This is a genomic window from Pseudomonas sp. LBUM1643, assembly GCF_059716215.1.
In genome coordinates this window covers 5,267,081-5,283,919 of record NZ_CP166813.1, presented here as the reverse complement: position 1 = coordinate 5,283,919, position 16,839 = coordinate 5,267,081, and the positions used below count along the sequence as shown (strand labels likewise).

The following is a 16,839-nucleotide window of genomic DNA, read 5'->3' as shown; positions in this document are numbered from 1 at the left end:
CGATCCTGTACGGGCATGGTTCAGATAAAAAATGTTGGGTTGATGCGGCCCCCTGTAGGAGCGAGCCTGCTCGCGAAAAACTTGAGAACGCTGAGGGGTATCAGGTTCCCAGCGTTTTCGTTGACGACCATCGCGAGCAAGCTCGCTGCTACAGGGGTTGCGGTGTAGGTTAGAACGACGACTGGATCTTGATCCCGCCAATCAGCGCGTCATCGACCTGGTCCACGCCACCGGGGTGGCGGATGTATTGCAGGTTGGGGCGCACGGTCAGCCAGTTCGTGACGTGCACGCCGTAATAGAGTTCGGCGCTGTATTCGGTGTCCTGCGGTGGCAGATAAGACGGATCATCAAAGTCGTAGACGGCGCGAGCCTGATTGGTCGCCTCGGCGTTCTTGCGATAGGCCGGGTTGACGTGGACGCGGGCCATGGCGAAACCGATGTCGTCCTTGGCGCGTGCATCGAACAGGCCTTTGTAGACGACGCCTGCCTGGACATAGTTGTCGATGGCATTGGTCTTCTTGTCGTGCATCGTGCCGTTGGCGAACACGCTCAAACCGCGGGAGTTGTCGCTGGCGCGGCTGGTCAATTGTTGCTGCACACCCAACCACACGCCGTGTTTGCTGGAGGCACTGCGGTAAGCCTCGCCACTCAGGGCAGCCGGCTGACCGTTGCTGTCCTTGTAGGCGTCGGTGGCCTTGGCGTTGCTGTAGTAGTAACCGGCGCGGTACTCGCCTGGCAGGCCATTGAGCTTGGGCGACCACACCAGTTCCACCGGCAGGATCGCACCCTGTGTGCCGCTACCACTCAATTTGAAGCCGTTACCGCGATCCAGGTTGGACGGGTTTTGCTCGTAAGCACCGACCTGCGCATACAGCTCGGGTGTCAGGTGATATTTGACACGCATCGCCCACTGGCTGACCGGCCAGTTGTACCAGATGCCACCGACCCAGTTGCCGACCTGGGAACCGCAGAACGCCAGGTTCTGGAAGTCGCACGGAAAGCTGTTGAAGTCTTCGCCCTCGCCAAAGCGACCGACCTTGATGTCGAGCTTCTGGTCGAAGAATTTTTGCTGATACCACATCTGCGTCAGACGCCAGGTCTGCCCGCGTCCCCAGACTTCCTGGGCCGAGGTGAAACCGCCCACGCGGGGATCGTTGATGCGGTCATTGCTGATGTTGTTGCCGCTGCGTTCGGTGATCGTCAGCTGAAACTCGGCGTCGTCCCAGCCCAGAATTTTCTGCAGGTCCAGGTGCGTGCCGAAGCCGAACTGGTCGCTATACCGCGCCGTGCGATCGTGGTCGTAACCGCCGTGCAGGTTGCTGCCCATTTCACCGGTGTAATCGACTTTGAAGTCGTAGCCTTTTTCCGAAAGTTCGGTGCGACTGCCATTCCAGTCACCGAGCATCCACGGTGATTCGCTATCGAAGGCCGGAGCGGCCTGGGTGCAGGTAGCAAGACCTAATACGGTGAAGCCGCCGATCAGGTTCAGGGCTTTTCGACTGGCAACAGACAAGCAGACAGCGCTGTCTCGCAAAGTGTGGAATTCGGGCATGAGGGGAGATTCTTGATCTTTTTCTGGGGGATGAACTGAAATCAGCAGGCGTGAAGCAGGCAGCGGGAGCGTTTCAGCGGGTGCGGGCGTAAGGATAATGTTCTGTTACAAATAGAGAAAGGGCTTTTAGTGACATGCAGCGTTTCGGATTTGGTAACAGTCCCGGGAAAAGATCGCAGCCTCGTTTCACTCGACAGCTCCTACAGGTGATCGCATTTCAATGTGGGGCTGTCGATAGCTCCTACAGGTGATTACATTTCAATGTGGTGACTGTCGACAGTCCTACAGGTGATCGCATTCCGGTGTAGGAGCTGTCGAGTGAAACGAGGCTGCGATCTTTTGCGGTTCACCTACATTTAACTGACCGTACACAGATCGCTTCCCCCCAACGAAGCCCTCGGCTAAGGTGCGCGGCTTCCCATTCTTTCACCGCTCGAAGGCCCGGCATGACCGAACAAAACAACAACCCGCTGCACGGCGTGACGCTGGAGCAAATCCTTAATGCCCTGGTTGAGCATTACGAATGGTCGGGGCTGGCCGAGCGCATTGATATTCGCTGCTTCAAAAGCGATCCCAGCATCAAGTCGAGCCTGACTTTTCTGCGCAAAACCCCATGGGCGCGGGAGAAAGTCGAGCGCCTGTACGTGAAGTTGATGCGCACCAAGCGACCTGTCTGAGCATGGCCAACCACGCTGCCGCGCGGCGTCGTTTCGTGGCCGTAGCGGCCGTCCTCGGCTGGGCGGGATTGAGTATTCAGCTGTACCTGATTCTTTACTCACGCTGGACGCTGGAAGCCAGCCTGCTCGGGGGGCTGATCAGCTTCTTCAGCTATTTCACGGTGCTGAGCAATACGCTGGTAGCGACGGTCCTGACCTGTGAAATGACATCACGGGAGTCGGCGGCGCGGCGCTGGTTTCTGCAACCGTGGGTGAGCAGCGGGGTGGCGGTGAGCATTGCCCTGGTCGGGCTGGCGTACAGCGTGTTGCTGCGCCATCTGTGGCACCCCGAAGGCTGGCAGTTCCTGGCCGATGAGTTGATGCACGACATCATGCCCCTGCTGTTTCTGATCTATTGGTGGTGCTGCGTGCCCAAAGGCACGTTGCGCCTGAAACACGTGGGACTGTGGGTGATTTATCCGCTGGTGTACTTCGCCTATTCACTGTTTCGCGGGCATGCGCTGGCGGTTTACCCGTATCCGTTTATTGACGTGGACAAGCTGGGTTATCCACAGGTGTTTGTGAATGCGGGTGGGTTGTTGGTGGGGTTTGTGGTGATTGCGCTGCTGGTGATCGGGTTGGATCGATGGCGTGCAGGTCGAAGTCAGGAAATTTGAACCAGACCTGCCTTTGTGGCGAGGGAGCTTGCTCCCGCTGGGCTGCGAAGCAGCCCCAAATCCTGCCAGGTGTATTCCGACTGCTGGTTTGGCGCCGCTTCGCAGCGCAGCGGGAGCAAGCTCCCTCGCCACAAAGGCCCGCGACCATCGAACGTGAATCACTCCTCGTCGCTGTCATCCAGTCGCCAGTAGCCGGCCGCTTTGACGAATTTATCATCCAGCCCATGATCATCCAGCAGCACCCGACGAATCTGCCGAGACACTTTGCTCTCGGTCGCCACCCACGCATACAGATTGCCGCCAGGCACCTTCAGCTGCTTCACGGTCGTCAGCAAGTGGTCCTTTCCACCCTCGCGCAGCACCCAAATCACATCGACCTGCGCCGCGCTTTCGAGCCTTTGCTGCTCGGCACCATTTTCCACTTCAATAATCACCAGTGCCCGACGATTGGCCGCCAACCCCTCCAGTCGACGCGCGATGGCGGGCAGGGCGGTTTCGTCGCCGATCAGCAGGTAGCTGTCGAAGATGTCCGGCACGATCATCGAACCCCGTGGCCCGCCGATGTGCAGGAACTGCCCGGGTGTGGCCTGTTCGGCCCAGGTCGAGGCAGGCCCATCGCCGTGCAGCACAAAATCAATGTCCAGCTCCAGCGCATCAAGGTCGTAGCGGCGCGGTGTGTAGTCGCGCATGGCGGGTTTCGGCCCATCATCTTTGCCCGCACCCAGCACCAGGGTTTCCAGTGCCGCGTGTTCCGCCGCGTTTTGCGGGAACAGAAGTTTTACGTGGTCATCGGTGCCGAGGCTGACAAAACCTGCCAGTTCAGGTCCACCCAAGGTGATGCGGCGCATCCGCGGCGTCAGGTCGACCACGCGCAGGACTTCCAGTCGACGCCGTTTGATTTCGTGCATGACGCGGTGAATGGTTGGGGTCTCGACAGCAGTCATTCGGCTTTCTCCTGGGTGGCTTGAACGGCAGGGCCGTCGACAATGGCTTTGGCGGTGTCGTTGAGCAGCGTGCTGACGCGAAGGATTTCCTCCGGATTCCACCGGCCGTGGTGCAGTTGCAGTGCATGACGCAGGTTATGCACCGCCTCGTGGATTTCAGCGGGACGATCATGACCGCGCAATGAACGTTTGCTCACGTCGATGCGCATGCGCACACCTTCCAGCGCAATCGCTTGATCCGCGAGGGACTGGCGACCCGCGTCAGTCACTGCATAGCGTTTCTTGCCGGCTTCGGCATCGCCCTGAATCAGGTCGCTTTCTTCCAGAAAGGTCAGGGTCGGGTAAATCACGCCGGGGCTGGGGCTGTAGGCGCCGTCGAACATGTTCTCGATCTGGCGGATCAAGTCATAGCCGTGGCACGGCTGCTCGGCGATCAACGCCAGCAGCAACAACTTCAGGTCACCGGGGGCGAATACCCGTGGCCCGCGGCCACCGCGTTCGCGGCCTGTGCGCTTCTCAAAGCCGTCGCGGCCATCACCGTGTTCGCGGTGGGGGGAATGATGGTCTCTCATTTTTGCGTTCTCTTGGTCGTATTTAGATACAACGTAAGATATATCTTAAGTCGAACGCAAGCAGCTTGTGCACAGAAGGCCGCTTGAGCTGACGAGCGGCGACGGATCACGCGATGCAAATTACCAAAGGGCCAGCAAGACCTTTCTCACACGAGAAACCTCTTCCCGAAGTTAAAGCTATTACTCTAATGTATTTAGAGCTAGTATTCTAAAAACCATTAAAGCCCCGTGTTACATAGTTGAAGTTGCTGTATGGTTTTTTTAATGAAACTGTATGTAGGTCGTAACTTACAGTCACTGTTTGGCATTTGGATTTTTTGTTTCTTTTTCCTTCGAGGTGCGGGGTGGTTTAACTACGCGATCATCGGAAGTTGCCTGCTTACTTTGAATCTCGAACAGTCGAAGATGGTCGGGCATTGAAAGCCCAGGCAAGTGGCCGACTAAAGGTCCACTTGTTTTCAACTTTCAATGAACCGACTCCATAAAGAAAACAGGTACTTAACAATGTTCAAGAAATTCGCAATCGCTGCTCCTCTGGCTCTCCTGGCTCTGGGTTCTTCGGGTGCATTTGCCGCCGGTGAAGCGGCTCACTCGATCAGCATCGTTGCCCACGTACCGACCAACGGTTTCTACGTGGTTCCGACCAATCCTGACTTGGTCAACAAGGACCAGGACATGAGCTTCCAGCCGGGCTCTGGCAAAATGGGTGAAGTTAACGGGTTCTTCGATATCCGTAACAACAATGGTTTGGTCAAGGCAAGTCTGGACAGCCCAGCCACATTGATCTCTGGGGCCAATACTGTTCCTCTGAAAGTCACCATCAACAACGTTGTACTGACTACTACTCCGGAAACGATTGTGGGTGAGGCTGAGTCAGACGTGAACTTCCGTGCGCCGCTGAACATTGCTTTGGCAAATCCAGCGACAATTCCCCCTGCTGGCGATTACACCGGTGTCGTAGCAATGACCTTCGACGCGGTTCCTCCAGTCACGCCTTGATCGAGTCTTTGATCAACAAACGCTGACTGTTCAAGTTCGCGTCACCCGAGGGGGCAAACAGCAGTGTTTGCTCCGTCGGATTCCAACGAGTTCGTAATCAGAGAAAGAGTTCATGTTCCCGATGACACCCATCGCGGCGGCGCTTGCGCTGCTGTTTTGTGCCAGTGCAGCGGCGGCTCCGGTTTCCTCTGCCGGTACGACACCGAGAAGTCTGTTGGCCCAGGCCAAAGGCCTGCCGGCAGATTTCGAGGAGCACTTCTTTGATGTACCTCTGGCCGTTCGGGTGGAACTCGATCAGCAGCCACTGGGGGAAGCGATGGTTGTGCTGTCTCGCGACGATCGCATCACCCTGCTCGAATTTACCGACACCAGCGAAAACCGTTTCGGCCCCGCTGAACGGGAAAAATGGGCGAGCTACCTCAAGCCAGGCGTGCCATTGGGCAATTGCACCGGTTCGTGTCCGGATCAAGTGCTGGCGGTGCACTACAACCTGGAAAACTCGCTGGTCTCGATCCTCACCGAAAACGCTGAGCGCGATGTGCAAGCCAAACGCTACTTCGATCAGCCAGAGGGCGGTAGCAGTGGTCTGATGTTGCGCAATCAACTCAACCTCAATGGCGGCCAGGATCAGGATCTGGGCGGGCGCTTTGGCCTTGAAGCCAGCGCGAGCCTGGGCAACTGGAGCCAGACGTTCAATATGCAACTGGCCCGCCTCGGCGGTCCCGATGACAAGCTTTACCACGCAGTCCATGAGCTCTACACCCAACGCGAACTGCAAGGCAGCTTCCTGCGCCTGGGTTATTTCACCCCCAATTCCGAAGGGCTGACCCGCCAACCTCGAACGTTTGGCACCAGCCCCGATACCGCTGTCGGCGTCATGTACGGCAGCTCCGACAGCCTGGCGATCAACAGCCCGATGCCCAGCGTCTATCCGATCTACGTCACGGCCAATCGCCAAGGCTCGGTGGAGATCTATCGCGACGGCCTGTTGATCAACACCCAGTCGGTGCCGGCGGGATTGCAGACCCTCGACACCCGACCGCTGCCGGGTGGTATCTACGAAGTGGAAGTGCGCCTGATCGAAGACGGCCAGATCACCTCCACCACCCAGGAGCTGGTGTACAAACCCAGCAACTGGCGCAACCTCGATGATCGCTGGCGCTACAACCTGTTTGCCGGCGAAGAAAGCAAGCTGCTGAGCAACTGGGATCAGCAGTCCAGCGGCAGTCCCACGGCAGGCGCCTCGGTCAACTACCTGATGCACCCGCGTGTGATTCTCGGGCTGTCGGCACGGCAGATTCGCGAAAAACTGCAATACGGCACGTCCATCGACTGGACCCTGGCCAATCACATCAGCTTGTACGCCAACGTCTACCAGACGCAGGATCATGGCACCGGCCTGGATCTGCAAAGCCTCTATAACTACGGCTCCGGCAGCATCGTCTTCAGCCACAATCGCAGCTGGCTGGACACCACCAACCTCTACGAAACCCTGCCGGACGGTACCCGCATTCGCCAGCGCAATGTCTTTCGCGGGGAGACCAGCAACTCGTCGCTGGCGCTCAATCATCGGCTGAGCAGCAAAAGTTCGGTCAACGCCAGGGTGTCGCACAGCGAAGGTAACGTCGAAGGCGTCGGCCTGGACCTGGGCTGGAACCAGCGCACCACGCTGTTTGGCAGCGATGGCAACTGGCGGCTGTCGCTGTTCGACCGCCCCGGCAGTTACAGCAGCGGCAGTGCGCGCAATCGCGGTGTCGACCTGAGCGTCAACCTGGCACTCGGCGCGCCGGGGCAACAGATCACCGGCAGCATCGGTTCGCGCACGGCACGGGATGGCAGCCGCGACAACAACGGTTCGATCGGCTGGCGCAAGGATTTGAAGGATCACGTGCTTCAGAGTGTCTCGGTGACCGCGCTCACTGACACCTACGGCCTGGGCATGTCCAGTCTGGCGAACTTTCGCACCGACCAGGTCAATGGCGACGGTTTTGTTCAGCGCTCGTCCTACAACGGCAACTTCACGGGCGGCCTGAACCTCGACAGCACCCTGGCCATCGGCGGCGAGCAAATGATGCTCACCAGCCAATACGAGATGCGTGGCGCCGGGTTGATCGTCGATGTGGAATCGGACATCGACGACATCGCCCTGCGCGCCGACGACTACAGCGGCGGCAGCGCGGCATTGAAGCCGGGGCGCAACTTCATCCCGATTACCGCGTATCAGAACAGCTCGGTGAGTTTCGACTTCCAGGGTAACCACGTGCCAGCGGCGACGATCGAGCCGGCGCGCACCCGCTATCACCTGAACAAGGGTGGGGTGGAATACCGCAAGGTGCGGGTGATGAAAACCCTGACCGTGCTCGGGCGACTGGTCGATGCGCAAGGACGACCGCTCAAGGGTCATCACGTGATCAATCACGCCAGTCGCGGCGTGACGGAAGTCGACGGGTTTTTCTCGATGGAAATGAATGCGGGCTCGCCGACCCTGGAAGTGCGTCAGGGCAACCAGTTGTTGTGTCAATTCCGTCTCGATGCGAGCCGTCATCGCAGTGAAAACAATGTGTTGATGATCGGTGACCTGCGGTGCACGCCGGACACATTGGCCGACGTCACTTCCACCGATCAGAAGGCGGGTTGATTCCATGAAGAAGACTGCGTGGTGCATCGGGCTGTTGATGGCGCTGAACGTGCCTTCGGCGGAGGCGGTGAATCAGGAAATCAGGGCGTTGTTCCAGCCAGATCCTGCTCAACCCAACAAAAATGTTTTCCTCAACAAAACGCCGAACAGTGGTTATTGCGCCAACTATCCGTCCGAGTGTGTTGAAAACCAAATGTTCAGTATCCAGTTGCCGATTCGGTTCAACGCCAGTCGCTTTATCGGGTCCGGCGAAGGTATCCCGGTGAAGGCGCCGGCCAACTGGCGACGGTTGATCGTCACTAATGCCGAGACGCAGGAAAGAGAGGTCGTCGAAGTGCGCATCACCGGTATCGGCTCCGAATATTTTCTGAGCGAGTCAGCCGCAAACCTGGTGGGGGTATCGGACATACTCGAAGGTCATCAAAAGCTGTGGAGAACGAACAGTTGGGTTTACGCGCCAGCGCCCTGTCGGTATAGCGGTGTGGGGGGGTACGGGCCCAAAAGCTATCGGTTTTTCTGGAAAACACCCGTGGAGGCCTCCTGCGTCAAGGTGGCTGCTTACTTCATTCCCTCCGTCTATTTTGACACCCTCGATATCGCCTATGAGCTGCGCACACCCAACCCCTTGGGCATGTCGAGTGGGCTTTACACCGGAGCCATTGCCTACACCCTGGGCCCCGGCGGCGATTTCGATCTGGGACCGGTCTTGCTCCCGGACGACAGCAACCTGACCCTGGACTTCGTACTTGACGTGCAGCACACCCTGAAAGTCGATTTGCCACCGGGTGGCAACAAGGTGGCGCTGGAACCTGAGGGGGGATGGCAGCGCTGGATCGAGGGAGGCCGCAAACCGACCAGGATCTACCGCGATCAGCTGTTCTATCTGTCGGCGTCGTCGCGCTTCAAGGTCATGATGCTGTGCAACTCGACCGGTGGCACCGCCTGCAAGCTTGGCAGCCCGAAAGGCAATACCACCGAGGTGGAAACATTCCTCACCCTGCCCGACGGGATTACCACTTCCGGTGGTGGGCCAGTCAGGCTTCTGCCGTTGAGATTTAACTCTTGGGCCGGCCCGTTTCAGCCCGGGATCTACGTCGATCGCAAGGCCGGCTCGCTGCGTTTCGAGATGACAAAGTTCGCCGTCGACTTTCTCCTGCGCCCCGGACTCACCGACACGCTCAGCGGCAACATCGCCATTATCTGGGACTCGGAGGTATGACCGTTGCAGCCCCGCCTTTTTCATTTTTCACAGGATTGAAGACAATGAAGCGTGTGTGTTTGCTGGGATTGCTCAGTGTATTTGGAATGGCGGCAAACGCCGGGCCGCAGATCAATGTCGGTACCGTCTACGACTATCTCGATGCCGATCAAAGTACCTACCTGAAACGGGTATTCAACAGCGGAGACAGCACCGCATTCGTCAAGGTCAATGTGCTGGAAATCGTCTACGGGGCCGACGGCGCGCCGAAGGAAATTCCGGTCGAGAATGCCGCCGATGGCGCCTCGCGCAACGGTCTCATGGCCAGCCCGGCGCGGCTGATCGTACCGGCCCAGGGCATGCAGGGTACCCGCCTGTTGTACATGGGCGAGCGTGACCGTGAGCGCTACTTCCGTGTGCGTTTCGTGCCGGTGGTGCCGGAAAAGGAAGATGAATTCGCCATCTCCAGCGAAGAGCGCGAAGACTACAAAAAGAACCTGTCGGCGGGGGTCAATGTGATGACCGGGTTTGGCACGGTCTTTTTCGTGCGGCCCAAAGACGCCCGCTTCGACACGGCCGTCAGCGACACAGCGAACCGCTACGAACTGCGCAATAACGGCAACACGGTGGTCATCGTCGATGAGTTCAAAAGCTGCTCATTGAGCAATGAAGCCGACTGCGGCTCGACCACCAAACACCACATCATGGCTGGCAAAACCTTTGGCTTCGACAAGGAGAAGGGCCGTGAATACCGTTTTTTCCTGATAGAAGGCGACAGCAAAAAAGTCCTGAAAGTCGCGAGCCGCTAGGCCGGCTTTCCATTGACGCAACGGGTAACAAACATGATCAAGCAATGCGCCGTCTTCACACTGACGGCAATGACCGTAATGACGGGCTCTTTGGCATGGGCGGCCAGGGAGGAGCACACCTTCGAGGTCTCCCTGACTATCCCGAATCGCTCGTTTTACCTGATCCCGGCCGAACCGGACTGGATACACCGGCCGCAGCGGCTGACCTGGGACTATGCGACCTCGACGCTGAGCAGTGTGCGCAAGAATTTCGATGTGCGACATGACACCAGCGCGATTGAAGCGCGCCTGGAAGCCGCACCATACCTGTCGAACGGCCGGCCGGGTGACGACATTGCGTTGCGGGTCAGTTTCAACGGCGTGGAACTGAGCCCTGAGAGTGTGCCGCGCCAGGTGGTGACGGCGGCCGAAGCGGCGGCGGGCAAACGGGTGCTGCTGGAGATCGATCCGGTGAAACCGGTCGGTGGCTATCGGGCCGGGGAATACAGCGGCAACGTCCTGTTGCTGTTCAGTGCCAGGGCGCCGGGGGAGTGAGTGTGTAGCTGGCGCGTACGAAGCTCGTGACCGGTTGTGCATGGGCACAATCGACTGAATGACCAAGAGCGTATGAATAATGAACCTTGCAAGCAAGGCGAGCGGTCTTTGTGCCCTGGTACTGACAGGCTTTATGACATCGGCCAGTGCCGCGAATGTAGCGATCACGGCGCTGTTCCAGCCGGACCCGACGAATCCGATGCACAATGAATTTGTCAATAAGACACCCCAGGGAGGCTACTGCGGCGATCATCCGGAGTATTGCGAGGACGGTGTGTTCAGCATCGCTTTGCCGATTCGGTTCAGATCCGTGGCGTCCATTCCGGCATTGCATGACGAACGTCAAGGCCCGATGTTCCAGGTACCCTCCTCCTGGAAGGATGTCAGTGTCATCCACGAAGAGACCGGCGAGAACGAGACGGTCAGGATGCGGGTGAATGGTATTGGCGCTGCCTACACGATCAAGACACCTCTTCCTGCCGGAGTTTGGAAATTTAGTTGGGTCAACCCCCCGTCACCGTGTCGATATGGTGGTGTGGGTTATGGCAACGAGTTTTACTACGCCTTTTTCTGGCGAGTTCCCGCTGATGCGGGTATTTGCTCCAAACAGGCACAAAAAACAATTGATCAATCCTATGATTTTGCTTACCGAGACATGGGGTTTTCTTATCAGCTCATTACACCCAATCCCCTCAAGATGTCGTCGGGCACCTACCGCGGTGTATTGAATTACAGCGTGGGCCCAGGCCAGGATTTCGACATGGGTGATGTCATGGTGCCTGACGACAGTTTAATCTCCGTCAACTTTACCCTGATTGTCGAACACACCTTGAAAGTCGACATTCCCCCAGGCGGCAATCGCGTCATATTGGAACCCCAGGGTGGCTGGCAATCCTGGCTGTCGCAGGGGCGCAAACCTACTCGCCTGTTGCGCGATCAGACGTTCAATATTTCCGCTTCGAGCCGCTTCAAGATGAGTCTGCAATGCCAGTACGTCAGTGGTAACAACTGTGCCTTGTGGGAGCCGAAAGCCGGCCATGAAGTACCGCTCGAAGTCAGCGTCACGCTGCCTGCCGGATTGACAGATGCGGTGGGGCAGCCTGTGAAACGGCGTCCGCTGCGGCGCGATGGCGTTGGCACCGAGTCTTTTCAGCCTGGCTTTTACCTGGACCGCAAACCCGGCACGCTGCATTTCGAAGTGGCCCCCGAGGCCATCGAGGAAATGCTCAAGCCAGGCACCTCCCGAAGTTATTCGGGCAATGTCACGGTTATCTGGGATTCGGAAGTGGGCTGAACACTGTGCCGCATGAAAAGCCAGCCTCGAGTGGGTAACACTCGGGGCTGGGGCAGGCTCAATCGATAACGTCCATGGCGTATGGCAGTCGTTAGATTCCTGCTTTTGCCATCGCTTCACGGGTCAGTTTTCTGGCCAGTTCGTTTCGTTCATAGCCCATCCTTGACAGACTGTCGTCATAAAACTGCTGGGTCATTTTTTCGCCGGTGAGCACTTGGCTATCCGGCATATTCAACTGTTTAGCCAGTTGTTTGAGCTTTATGCGCAGCGAATCCTTTTCCTGGCCCTGCGCGGTTTCAACCCATTCGTTCTGGACGGTGCGCAACTCGTCGAACACATTCGGTCTGTCTTCGAAAAGACGCGTATTGGCCTCGAATTGTGCCGGGTTGTTTTTTTGCAGGTATTTTTCCCAAAACTCTAATTCAATCATTGAGTTGACCAGTCCATCGTCTTTTTCGAGTTCAAGAATCCTGCTGTAGGCGTCGTCGATCATGTTCTCCTTCACGCGTGAGGTTTTCCAATACAGCATGTTTTCGGACTGCCAGGGCAGGCCCAAGCGCTTGGCCAGTCCCGTCTGGTATGCCAAGTGCACCTCCACATGATCCGGAGCGTGGTAATCCGGGTCGATGTCACTCTTGGCTTGCTGAGATTCAATCTCCTTTCGCGCAATACCGGCCACTCGTTTCAGGCGGGCATTGCTTTTGGTCAGTTTGACGAGGTTGTTTTCCAGTTCCTGGGCAGACGTCGACTCCGCGTATGCCTTTGACTTCAACACTTCTATCCCCATGCTGTTAAACAGTTGTGCCCCACCGTCCTCACAGCTATCGAACTCAGTGGCCAGACTGAACAACCTCTCTCGCAGGTTGGTGTCCAGGGCGACGGCATCAATGACCTCCCAGACCCGTTTGGTCAGCAGTTTGCGCGAGTCAGAGGCACGATAATCACTGCTTTCCCTTAACGTGCGGATGACTTTGAAAAAATCATCGGAGTACGGTTCCGACGCCACGTCGTGCCAGGACTCTTCCCTATACGCTCCGACCCCCGTGACGTTGTTGTAAAGTGCCGAGTCGTCCGGTAACGACCTCCAGTGGGAGATCTCCTCGGTCGCAGCCGCGTCATAGGTTTGTTGAGGAGCAAAACCTACCGACTGGCGGTAATTTTCCAGACGGACTCGATCGGCATCGGAAAGCTTTCTGGTGTCGAGACGTGTACGCGCCACGATCAACGCGTGATTGGAGCCAGGGGCGATATCGGGCACGGTGTTGATCGGGCTATTGCGCAGGTCGAGATAAAAACTGCGCGGGCGATGTTTCGCCATAATACCGTCCTTGAAAAGACGTTCCGGCCAGACGTTCAGACCGGTGGTGTTAAGGCTCAGTACCTTTAATCCGGGCATGCGACCAACATCTACGGGTTGCATCAACGGATTGCCATCCAGCCTGAGTGTTTCCAGGCGAGTGAGCGCTGCCAACTGTTTGGCGGACTCTGGTGTCAACCTGATTCTATTGTTAGACAGGCGCAAGGTTTCGAGCAGACGCATCTTGCCGACACTAGAAGGCAGCTCGGTCAGGTCGCTATAGCGCGCGGTCAAATGACGAATGTGGGGGAAATCGTTCAACAGGCCTTCCGCATCGCTGGAAAAACGCGCGTTGTCCAGATTGAGCACTGTCACTTGATCGAGGTATTTTTTGATCTCGGGTTGCTCACGTAAATTCTTCCACCAACGCTCGAGATTCGGGCCGGCCAGGTCTGAGGACAAGTCCAGCGTATAGCCGCTTTCTGGATGGGTACTGCGTTCACCAAAGGCCTGGCCTTTGCGTTCGAAGCATTCAAGCAGTCGTTCCCGAATGTGCCTTCCGCCGTTAGACCGGAAGGCTAGATAATCAGCACCAGGGTCCCCGTCGGGCGGAACGTAGCCCAGCACGTTGTTTTCCCATACTGCCAGTGTATTCCTCAGCTCGTCGATTTCGTCCTTGAGCAGGTCAATGGCCTGGTCAGGATCACCCTTGGCACGTAACGCCTCAATGAATGCTTTTACCTCGTGTTCGTTCAACTTCGGATAAAGGTTCTTGAGCTTTTCTTCAGGTGTCTTCGGGCTCAGGAACCAGAACCACCCACGCACCAGATGCTCGGTTTCAAGACGGGCAACCGGGCGAATGGGGGGCTCTGCCAGCACGGTTCGGCGCTCGGCGGGCGGTGCGGATTTTTCCATGATCCACTGTTTCAGCCGGCGGCCTTGACCCGGTTGGTAGCCCAATGCCGAACGTTTGTCGTCGGGCAGAGCGCACAGAATCGATTCGTAGAAATCGCCGGCTTCGTGAAGTGTGTTGTTGTCTGCATCGAGCACCTCATATCGGCCATGCTCATCCCTGACCAGCCGCCGCACCGTCGAGGCGTCATCCGGGCCAACGCTGCAACGCAGTGTGCCGTTACCGGTACCGTCCAGTACCTCGATGCGCAAGTCGCCGAAGCTGTCGGTACTGAATTTCAGGGTGCTCAGCGCCAATCGCTCGGTGTCCGGCCCGCTCATCTCGTCGCGGTAGAACCCCTCGTAGGCGCGGGCAGCGGCGGCTTCGAAATTCATTTCACGCGCCAGGGACTTGATCCTCAGCGGCAGGCGATGTTCATCGGTCATTCGCTGCAGTTCAGCCGGACTGGCACGAGTCAGAAGTTTTTCGGTAAGGGTGAGCGGCATGTCCGGGAACGTTTGCCTGAGCAAGGCGACTTGCGCATTGCTTGACCGCTCACCGGCCAGGTACAGGTCTCTGGCTATTTCGCCTTTCTGTCCCTTGGCCTCGTCATACGCGCTGAAGCGCTTGATGGTGTCGGCCAGCACCGCCGGTGGCGCAGCATTCTCGACATGCATACGGCGCAGTACGTTGTCGTCGGTGCCGCTGCTGATGCGGATCTGCTCCAGCTCAGTGGGCGAAAAACGATCAACGCTGTGGCCGAGGCGGCGCATCAAGATTTCGCCTTGCCAATGGCCCGGTACCTCACCCTCATGCGCCCAGGCCCCGTGGCCGTTATGTTCCAGCCTGGGCGAGTAGGCATTGGGGCGCGTGGGATGTTTGATCAGGTGAGTGATGGAGGTCGGTTCTGTCGAAGCTTTCTCAACATAGTAGAGCTTGCCTTCCAGCGGCAGAATCTGCTTGCTCGCTGCTTGATGAAGTCCATATTGGTCGGGTTTCGAACCGGCCGACAGAGAAAGATTTTGCTGTTCGTAGGGAGCGAGATCGGGATGCCACAGCGTCAGTTTGCCATCGGGCAACTTCACCGGTTTCATGCCTTCGATCAGCGGCGACAGTTTGAGCCTGAACGCGCTGCCTATTTCAATGGCCGCTGCGAAAGCCGCCAATTGGATGACATCGGTCACCACGCTGATCACATGTTCGGCCGCTTCAACACCGAGACCTTCAGCCAGATCGACAATCCCCTCGATCACATCGCTGGTCAGTTGGTAAGCGGTGTAGGCCATCATCAGTTCGCCTACCCCCGGCACGAGCGGCGTGGCGACCAGCAGGGCGACGTTGAAAATGTCCGAGACGATTTTCTTGAAATTGTCCCACCAGGCCCAGCGCGCTTTGCTGTCGGTGTCAGCGGTGGACACGGCAATTTCCCGTGCGTCGTTGAGTACCTTGTTGAGTTTTTGCTGGTAGCTGTGCCTCCAGAAATCCCGTGGCAGGGGCAGGGGCCGAAATTGCAGGTGTGGGCGCGGTATGGGTTCTTCGCGCCATGTCGGGCGCTGATCCGTCGGGTCCTCTTTTTCATGCCATTTGACGGCAGTGATTCGTTGATCGAGATCAGCAAAAAAGTGCCCGCGCTGCTGTTGATCGACAAACTGGCTGAAGAACTGGCGGTAACTCAGTTGCGAGGATGCGGCGGTTTTGTTTTCGCGTAATTGGCGCGTCAGCTCGGTCATGAAGGCATTGGGCGAGTCGTATTCCTTGAGTGGGTGATCCGGGTCATGGGGAACATAGGCGATAAGACGGCGAATGCCTCGACTGTCCTTGACGGCAGGAATCAACAGGGCAATGCCGGTCAGACGTGTCTCCATCATCGAGAGGTCGCAGCACACCATTTCCCGACCATTGAGCAAAAGTTGAGGGGCGTCGTTTGTCAGGTCCAGCACCAGTTTGTAGGCGTCGTACTGGATATCCCCGGTCGTCAACGCCAGCTGCGCAGCGACGCGCAGTGCGTCTTTCTGGCTGTCGATGACTTTGAGTTTCATGACCGCTTCGGCCACGGGTTCGCCGGGAAGCAGAAAGCGTTCGATGTGTTCCTTGTAACGCGCACCGATATCCAGCTCCCGGCACAGAGCCTGGAACTGGCCGATGGTCATTTTCTTTTTTATCGGCAGCACATCGAAGTGGCCACGGCTGTCGGGCCTGGTGATGAATTGCGAGTCGGCATGGACCGTTTCGGTCCTGGCAAAGTTGTGCAGTGCCGCCTCCAGCAGGGAGACCGTGTGGCTCGTTACACCGCCGGAGAGGTTCATCACGTACCAGGGCTTGTCTTTGGGGAGGTACAGGTACAGGTAAGTCGTCTTGACGTCGTGATCGATACCGTATCGTTCCTTGAGCTTCGCCTGAAGCAAGGGCGCTGCGAATGAATGGATGTCCTGCAGCTTTTCGAACAGTTTATCGACCTGATTCTGGGAACCCCAGGCCATGAGGTTGGCGGCTTTGAGCTTCTCGTGATGGAGGGCGGGAACCGTCGTGTACCACGGCTCGATCTTCAGTCGGGTGGCCGTCAGTGCCTTGGCTCTGCTGACGGTGGCGGTTTTGAAGTTTTCGTGGGTGGCGTTCTTGATGAACTCGTAATGCCGGCCTTTATGGGTGTTTTGGGCAGGCAAAGGGGAACCATACATGGCAATCATCCTTGATTGATTTAAGAATGATCAGCCTATCTGCCCAGGCTCAAAACAACAGTCTAAAGATCAGTCCTTAACCCACGGTTTTTGCCCGGG

At 57.5% G+C, this 16,839-nt stretch carries 12 protein-coding genes; 8 read left to right on the top strand and 4 right to left on the bottom strand.

From position 1 onward, the window contains the following. Positions 1-169 precede the first annotated feature (169 nt). Positions 170-1,552, bottom strand: coding sequence for a carbohydrate porin (locus ACA063_RS23785; RefSeq protein ID WP_497663602.1), 1,383 nt, complete (start codon positions 1,550-1,552; stop codon positions 170-172). 446 nt (positions 1,553-1,998) lie between these two features. Here ACA063_RS23785 and ACA063_RS23780 point away from each other — a divergent pair, with 446 nt between their 5' ends. Both ACA063_RS23780 and ACA063_RS23775 read left to right on the top strand, forming a co-directional pair. Next, positions 1,999-2,229 (top strand): VF530 family protein, encoded by a 231-nt coding sequence (locus tag ACA063_RS23780; RefSeq protein WP_007944895.1) that lies wholly within the window; start codon positions 1,999-2,001, stop codon positions 2,227-2,229. A 2-nt stretch (positions 2,230-2,231) separates the two neighbouring features. Continuing rightward, positions 2,232-2,885 (top strand): Pr6Pr family membrane protein, encoded by a 654-nt coding sequence (locus ACA063_RS23775; protein ID WP_497663601.1) that lies wholly within the window; start codon positions 2,232-2,234, stop codon positions 2,883-2,885. A 158-nt stretch (positions 2,886-3,043) separates the two neighbouring features. Here the strand turns inward: ACA063_RS23775 and ACA063_RS23770 are convergent, their stop codons facing one another. Further along, entirely contained in the window at positions 3,044-3,829 is a 786-nt protein-coding gene (locus ACA063_RS23770; protein WP_497663600.1) for a siderophore-interacting protein, read from the bottom strand. After that, complete coding sequence (locus ACA063_RS23765) at positions 3,826-4,401, bottom strand: PadR family transcriptional regulator (protein ID WP_497663599.1); 576 nt, start codon at positions 4,399-4,401, stop codon at positions 3,826-3,828. The genes ACA063_RS23770 and ACA063_RS23765 overlap by 4 nt, the downstream gene beginning before the upstream one ends. Before the next feature lie 504 nt (positions 4,402-4,905). On the opposite strand from ACA063_RS23765, the gene ACA063_RS23760 reads away from it, so the two are divergent. The 6 genes from ACA063_RS23760 to ACA063_RS23735 all read left to right on the top strand — a co-directional run bounded on the left by ACA063_RS23760 (position 4,906) and on the right by ACA063_RS23735 (position 11,873). Continuing rightward, on the top strand, positions 4,906-5,400 hold the full coding sequence (locus tag ACA063_RS23760; protein WP_497663598.1) for a CS1 type fimbrial major subunit: 495 nt from the start codon (positions 4,906-4,908) through the stop codon (positions 5,398-5,400). Positions 5,401-5,512: 112 nt separating this feature from the next. Next, positions 5,513-8,038: a CS1-pili formation C-terminal domain-containing protein gene (locus ACA063_RS23755; protein ID WP_497663597.1), complete on the top strand. Its 2,526-nt coding sequence runs from the start codon at positions 5,513-5,515 to the stop codon at positions 8,036-8,038. Between the two features lie 4 nt (positions 8,039-8,042). Then, positions 8,043-9,257 carry a hypothetical protein gene (locus ACA063_RS23750; protein ID WP_497663596.1) on the top strand — a complete coding sequence of 405 codons (1,215 nt, stop codon included), beginning with the start codon at positions 8,043-8,045 and terminating at the stop codon, positions 9,255-9,257. A gap of 44 nt (positions 9,258-9,301) precedes the next feature. Next, complete coding sequence (locus ACA063_RS23745; protein WP_497663595.1) at positions 9,302-10,045, top strand: molecular chaperone; 744 nt, start codon at positions 9,302-9,304, stop codon at positions 10,043-10,045. A gap of 33 nt (positions 10,046-10,078) precedes the next feature. Continuing rightward, complete coding sequence (locus tag ACA063_RS23740) at positions 10,079-10,579, top strand: CS1 type fimbrial major subunit (RefSeq protein WP_497663594.1); 501 nt, start codon at positions 10,079-10,081, stop codon at positions 10,577-10,579. 79 nt (positions 10,580-10,658) lie between these two features. Beyond that, on the top strand, positions 10,659-11,873 hold the full coding sequence (locus ACA063_RS23735) for a hypothetical protein (protein ID WP_497663593.1): 1,215 nt from the start codon (positions 10,659-10,661) through the stop codon (positions 11,871-11,873). Between the two features lie 91 nt (positions 11,874-11,964). Here ACA063_RS23735 and ACA063_RS23730 read toward each other — a convergent pair whose 3' ends face one another. Next, the gene (locus ACA063_RS23730; protein WP_497663592.1) at positions 11,965-16,740 is read right to left on the bottom strand and encodes an NEL-type E3 ubiquitin ligase domain-containing protein; all 4,776 of its coding nucleotides are present in this window, start codon (positions 16,738-16,740) and stop codon (positions 11,965-11,967) included. Between the last annotated feature and the right edge of the window lie 99 nt (positions 16,741-16,839).

Bases quoted from the DNA above. Each gene is read 5' to 3' on its own strand.
- ACA063_RS23730 (WP_497663592.1), bottom strand. From the start codon at position 16,740: ATGTATGGTTCCCCTTTGCCTGCCCAAAACACCCATAAAGGCCGGCAT.
- ACA063_RS23740 (WP_497663594.1), top strand. From the start codon at position 10,079: ATGATCAAGCAATGCGCCGTCTTCACACTGACGGCAATGACCGTAATG.
- ACA063_RS23770 (WP_497663600.1), bottom strand. From the start codon at position 3,829: ATGACTGCTGTCGAGACCCCAACCATTCACCGCGTCATGCACGAAATC.
- ACA063_RS23755 (WP_497663597.1), top strand. From the start codon at position 5,513: ATGTTCCCGATGACACCCATCGCGGCGGCGCTTGCGCTGCTGTTTTGT.
- ACA063_RS23735 (WP_497663593.1), top strand. From the start codon at position 10,659: ATGAACCTTGCAAGCAAGGCGAGCGGTCTTTGTGCCCTGGTACTGACA.
- ACA063_RS23785 (WP_497663602.1), bottom strand. From the start codon at position 1,552: ATGCCCGAATTCCACACTTTGCGAGACAGCGCTGTCTGCTTGTCTGTT.
- ACA063_RS23745 (WP_497663595.1), top strand. From the start codon at position 9,302: ATGAAGCGTGTGTGTTTGCTGGGATTGCTCAGTGTATTTGGAATGGCG.
- ACA063_RS23765 (WP_497663599.1), bottom strand. From the start codon at position 4,401: ATGAGAGACCATCATTCCCCCCACCGCGAACACGGTGATGGCCGCGAC.
- ACA063_RS23760 (WP_497663598.1), top strand. From the start codon at position 4,906: ATGTTCAAGAAATTCGCAATCGCTGCTCCTCTGGCTCTCCTGGCTCTG.
- ACA063_RS23780 (WP_007944895.1), top strand. From the start codon at position 1,999: ATGACCGAACAAAACAACAACCCGCTGCACGGCGTGACGCTGGAGCAA.
- ACA063_RS23750 (WP_497663596.1), top strand. From the start codon at position 8,043: ATGAAGAAGACTGCGTGGTGCATCGGGCTGTTGATGGCGCTGAACGTG.
- ACA063_RS23775 (WP_497663601.1), top strand. From the start codon at position 2,232: ATGGCCAACCACGCTGCCGCGCGGCGTCGTTTCGTGGCCGTAGCGGCC.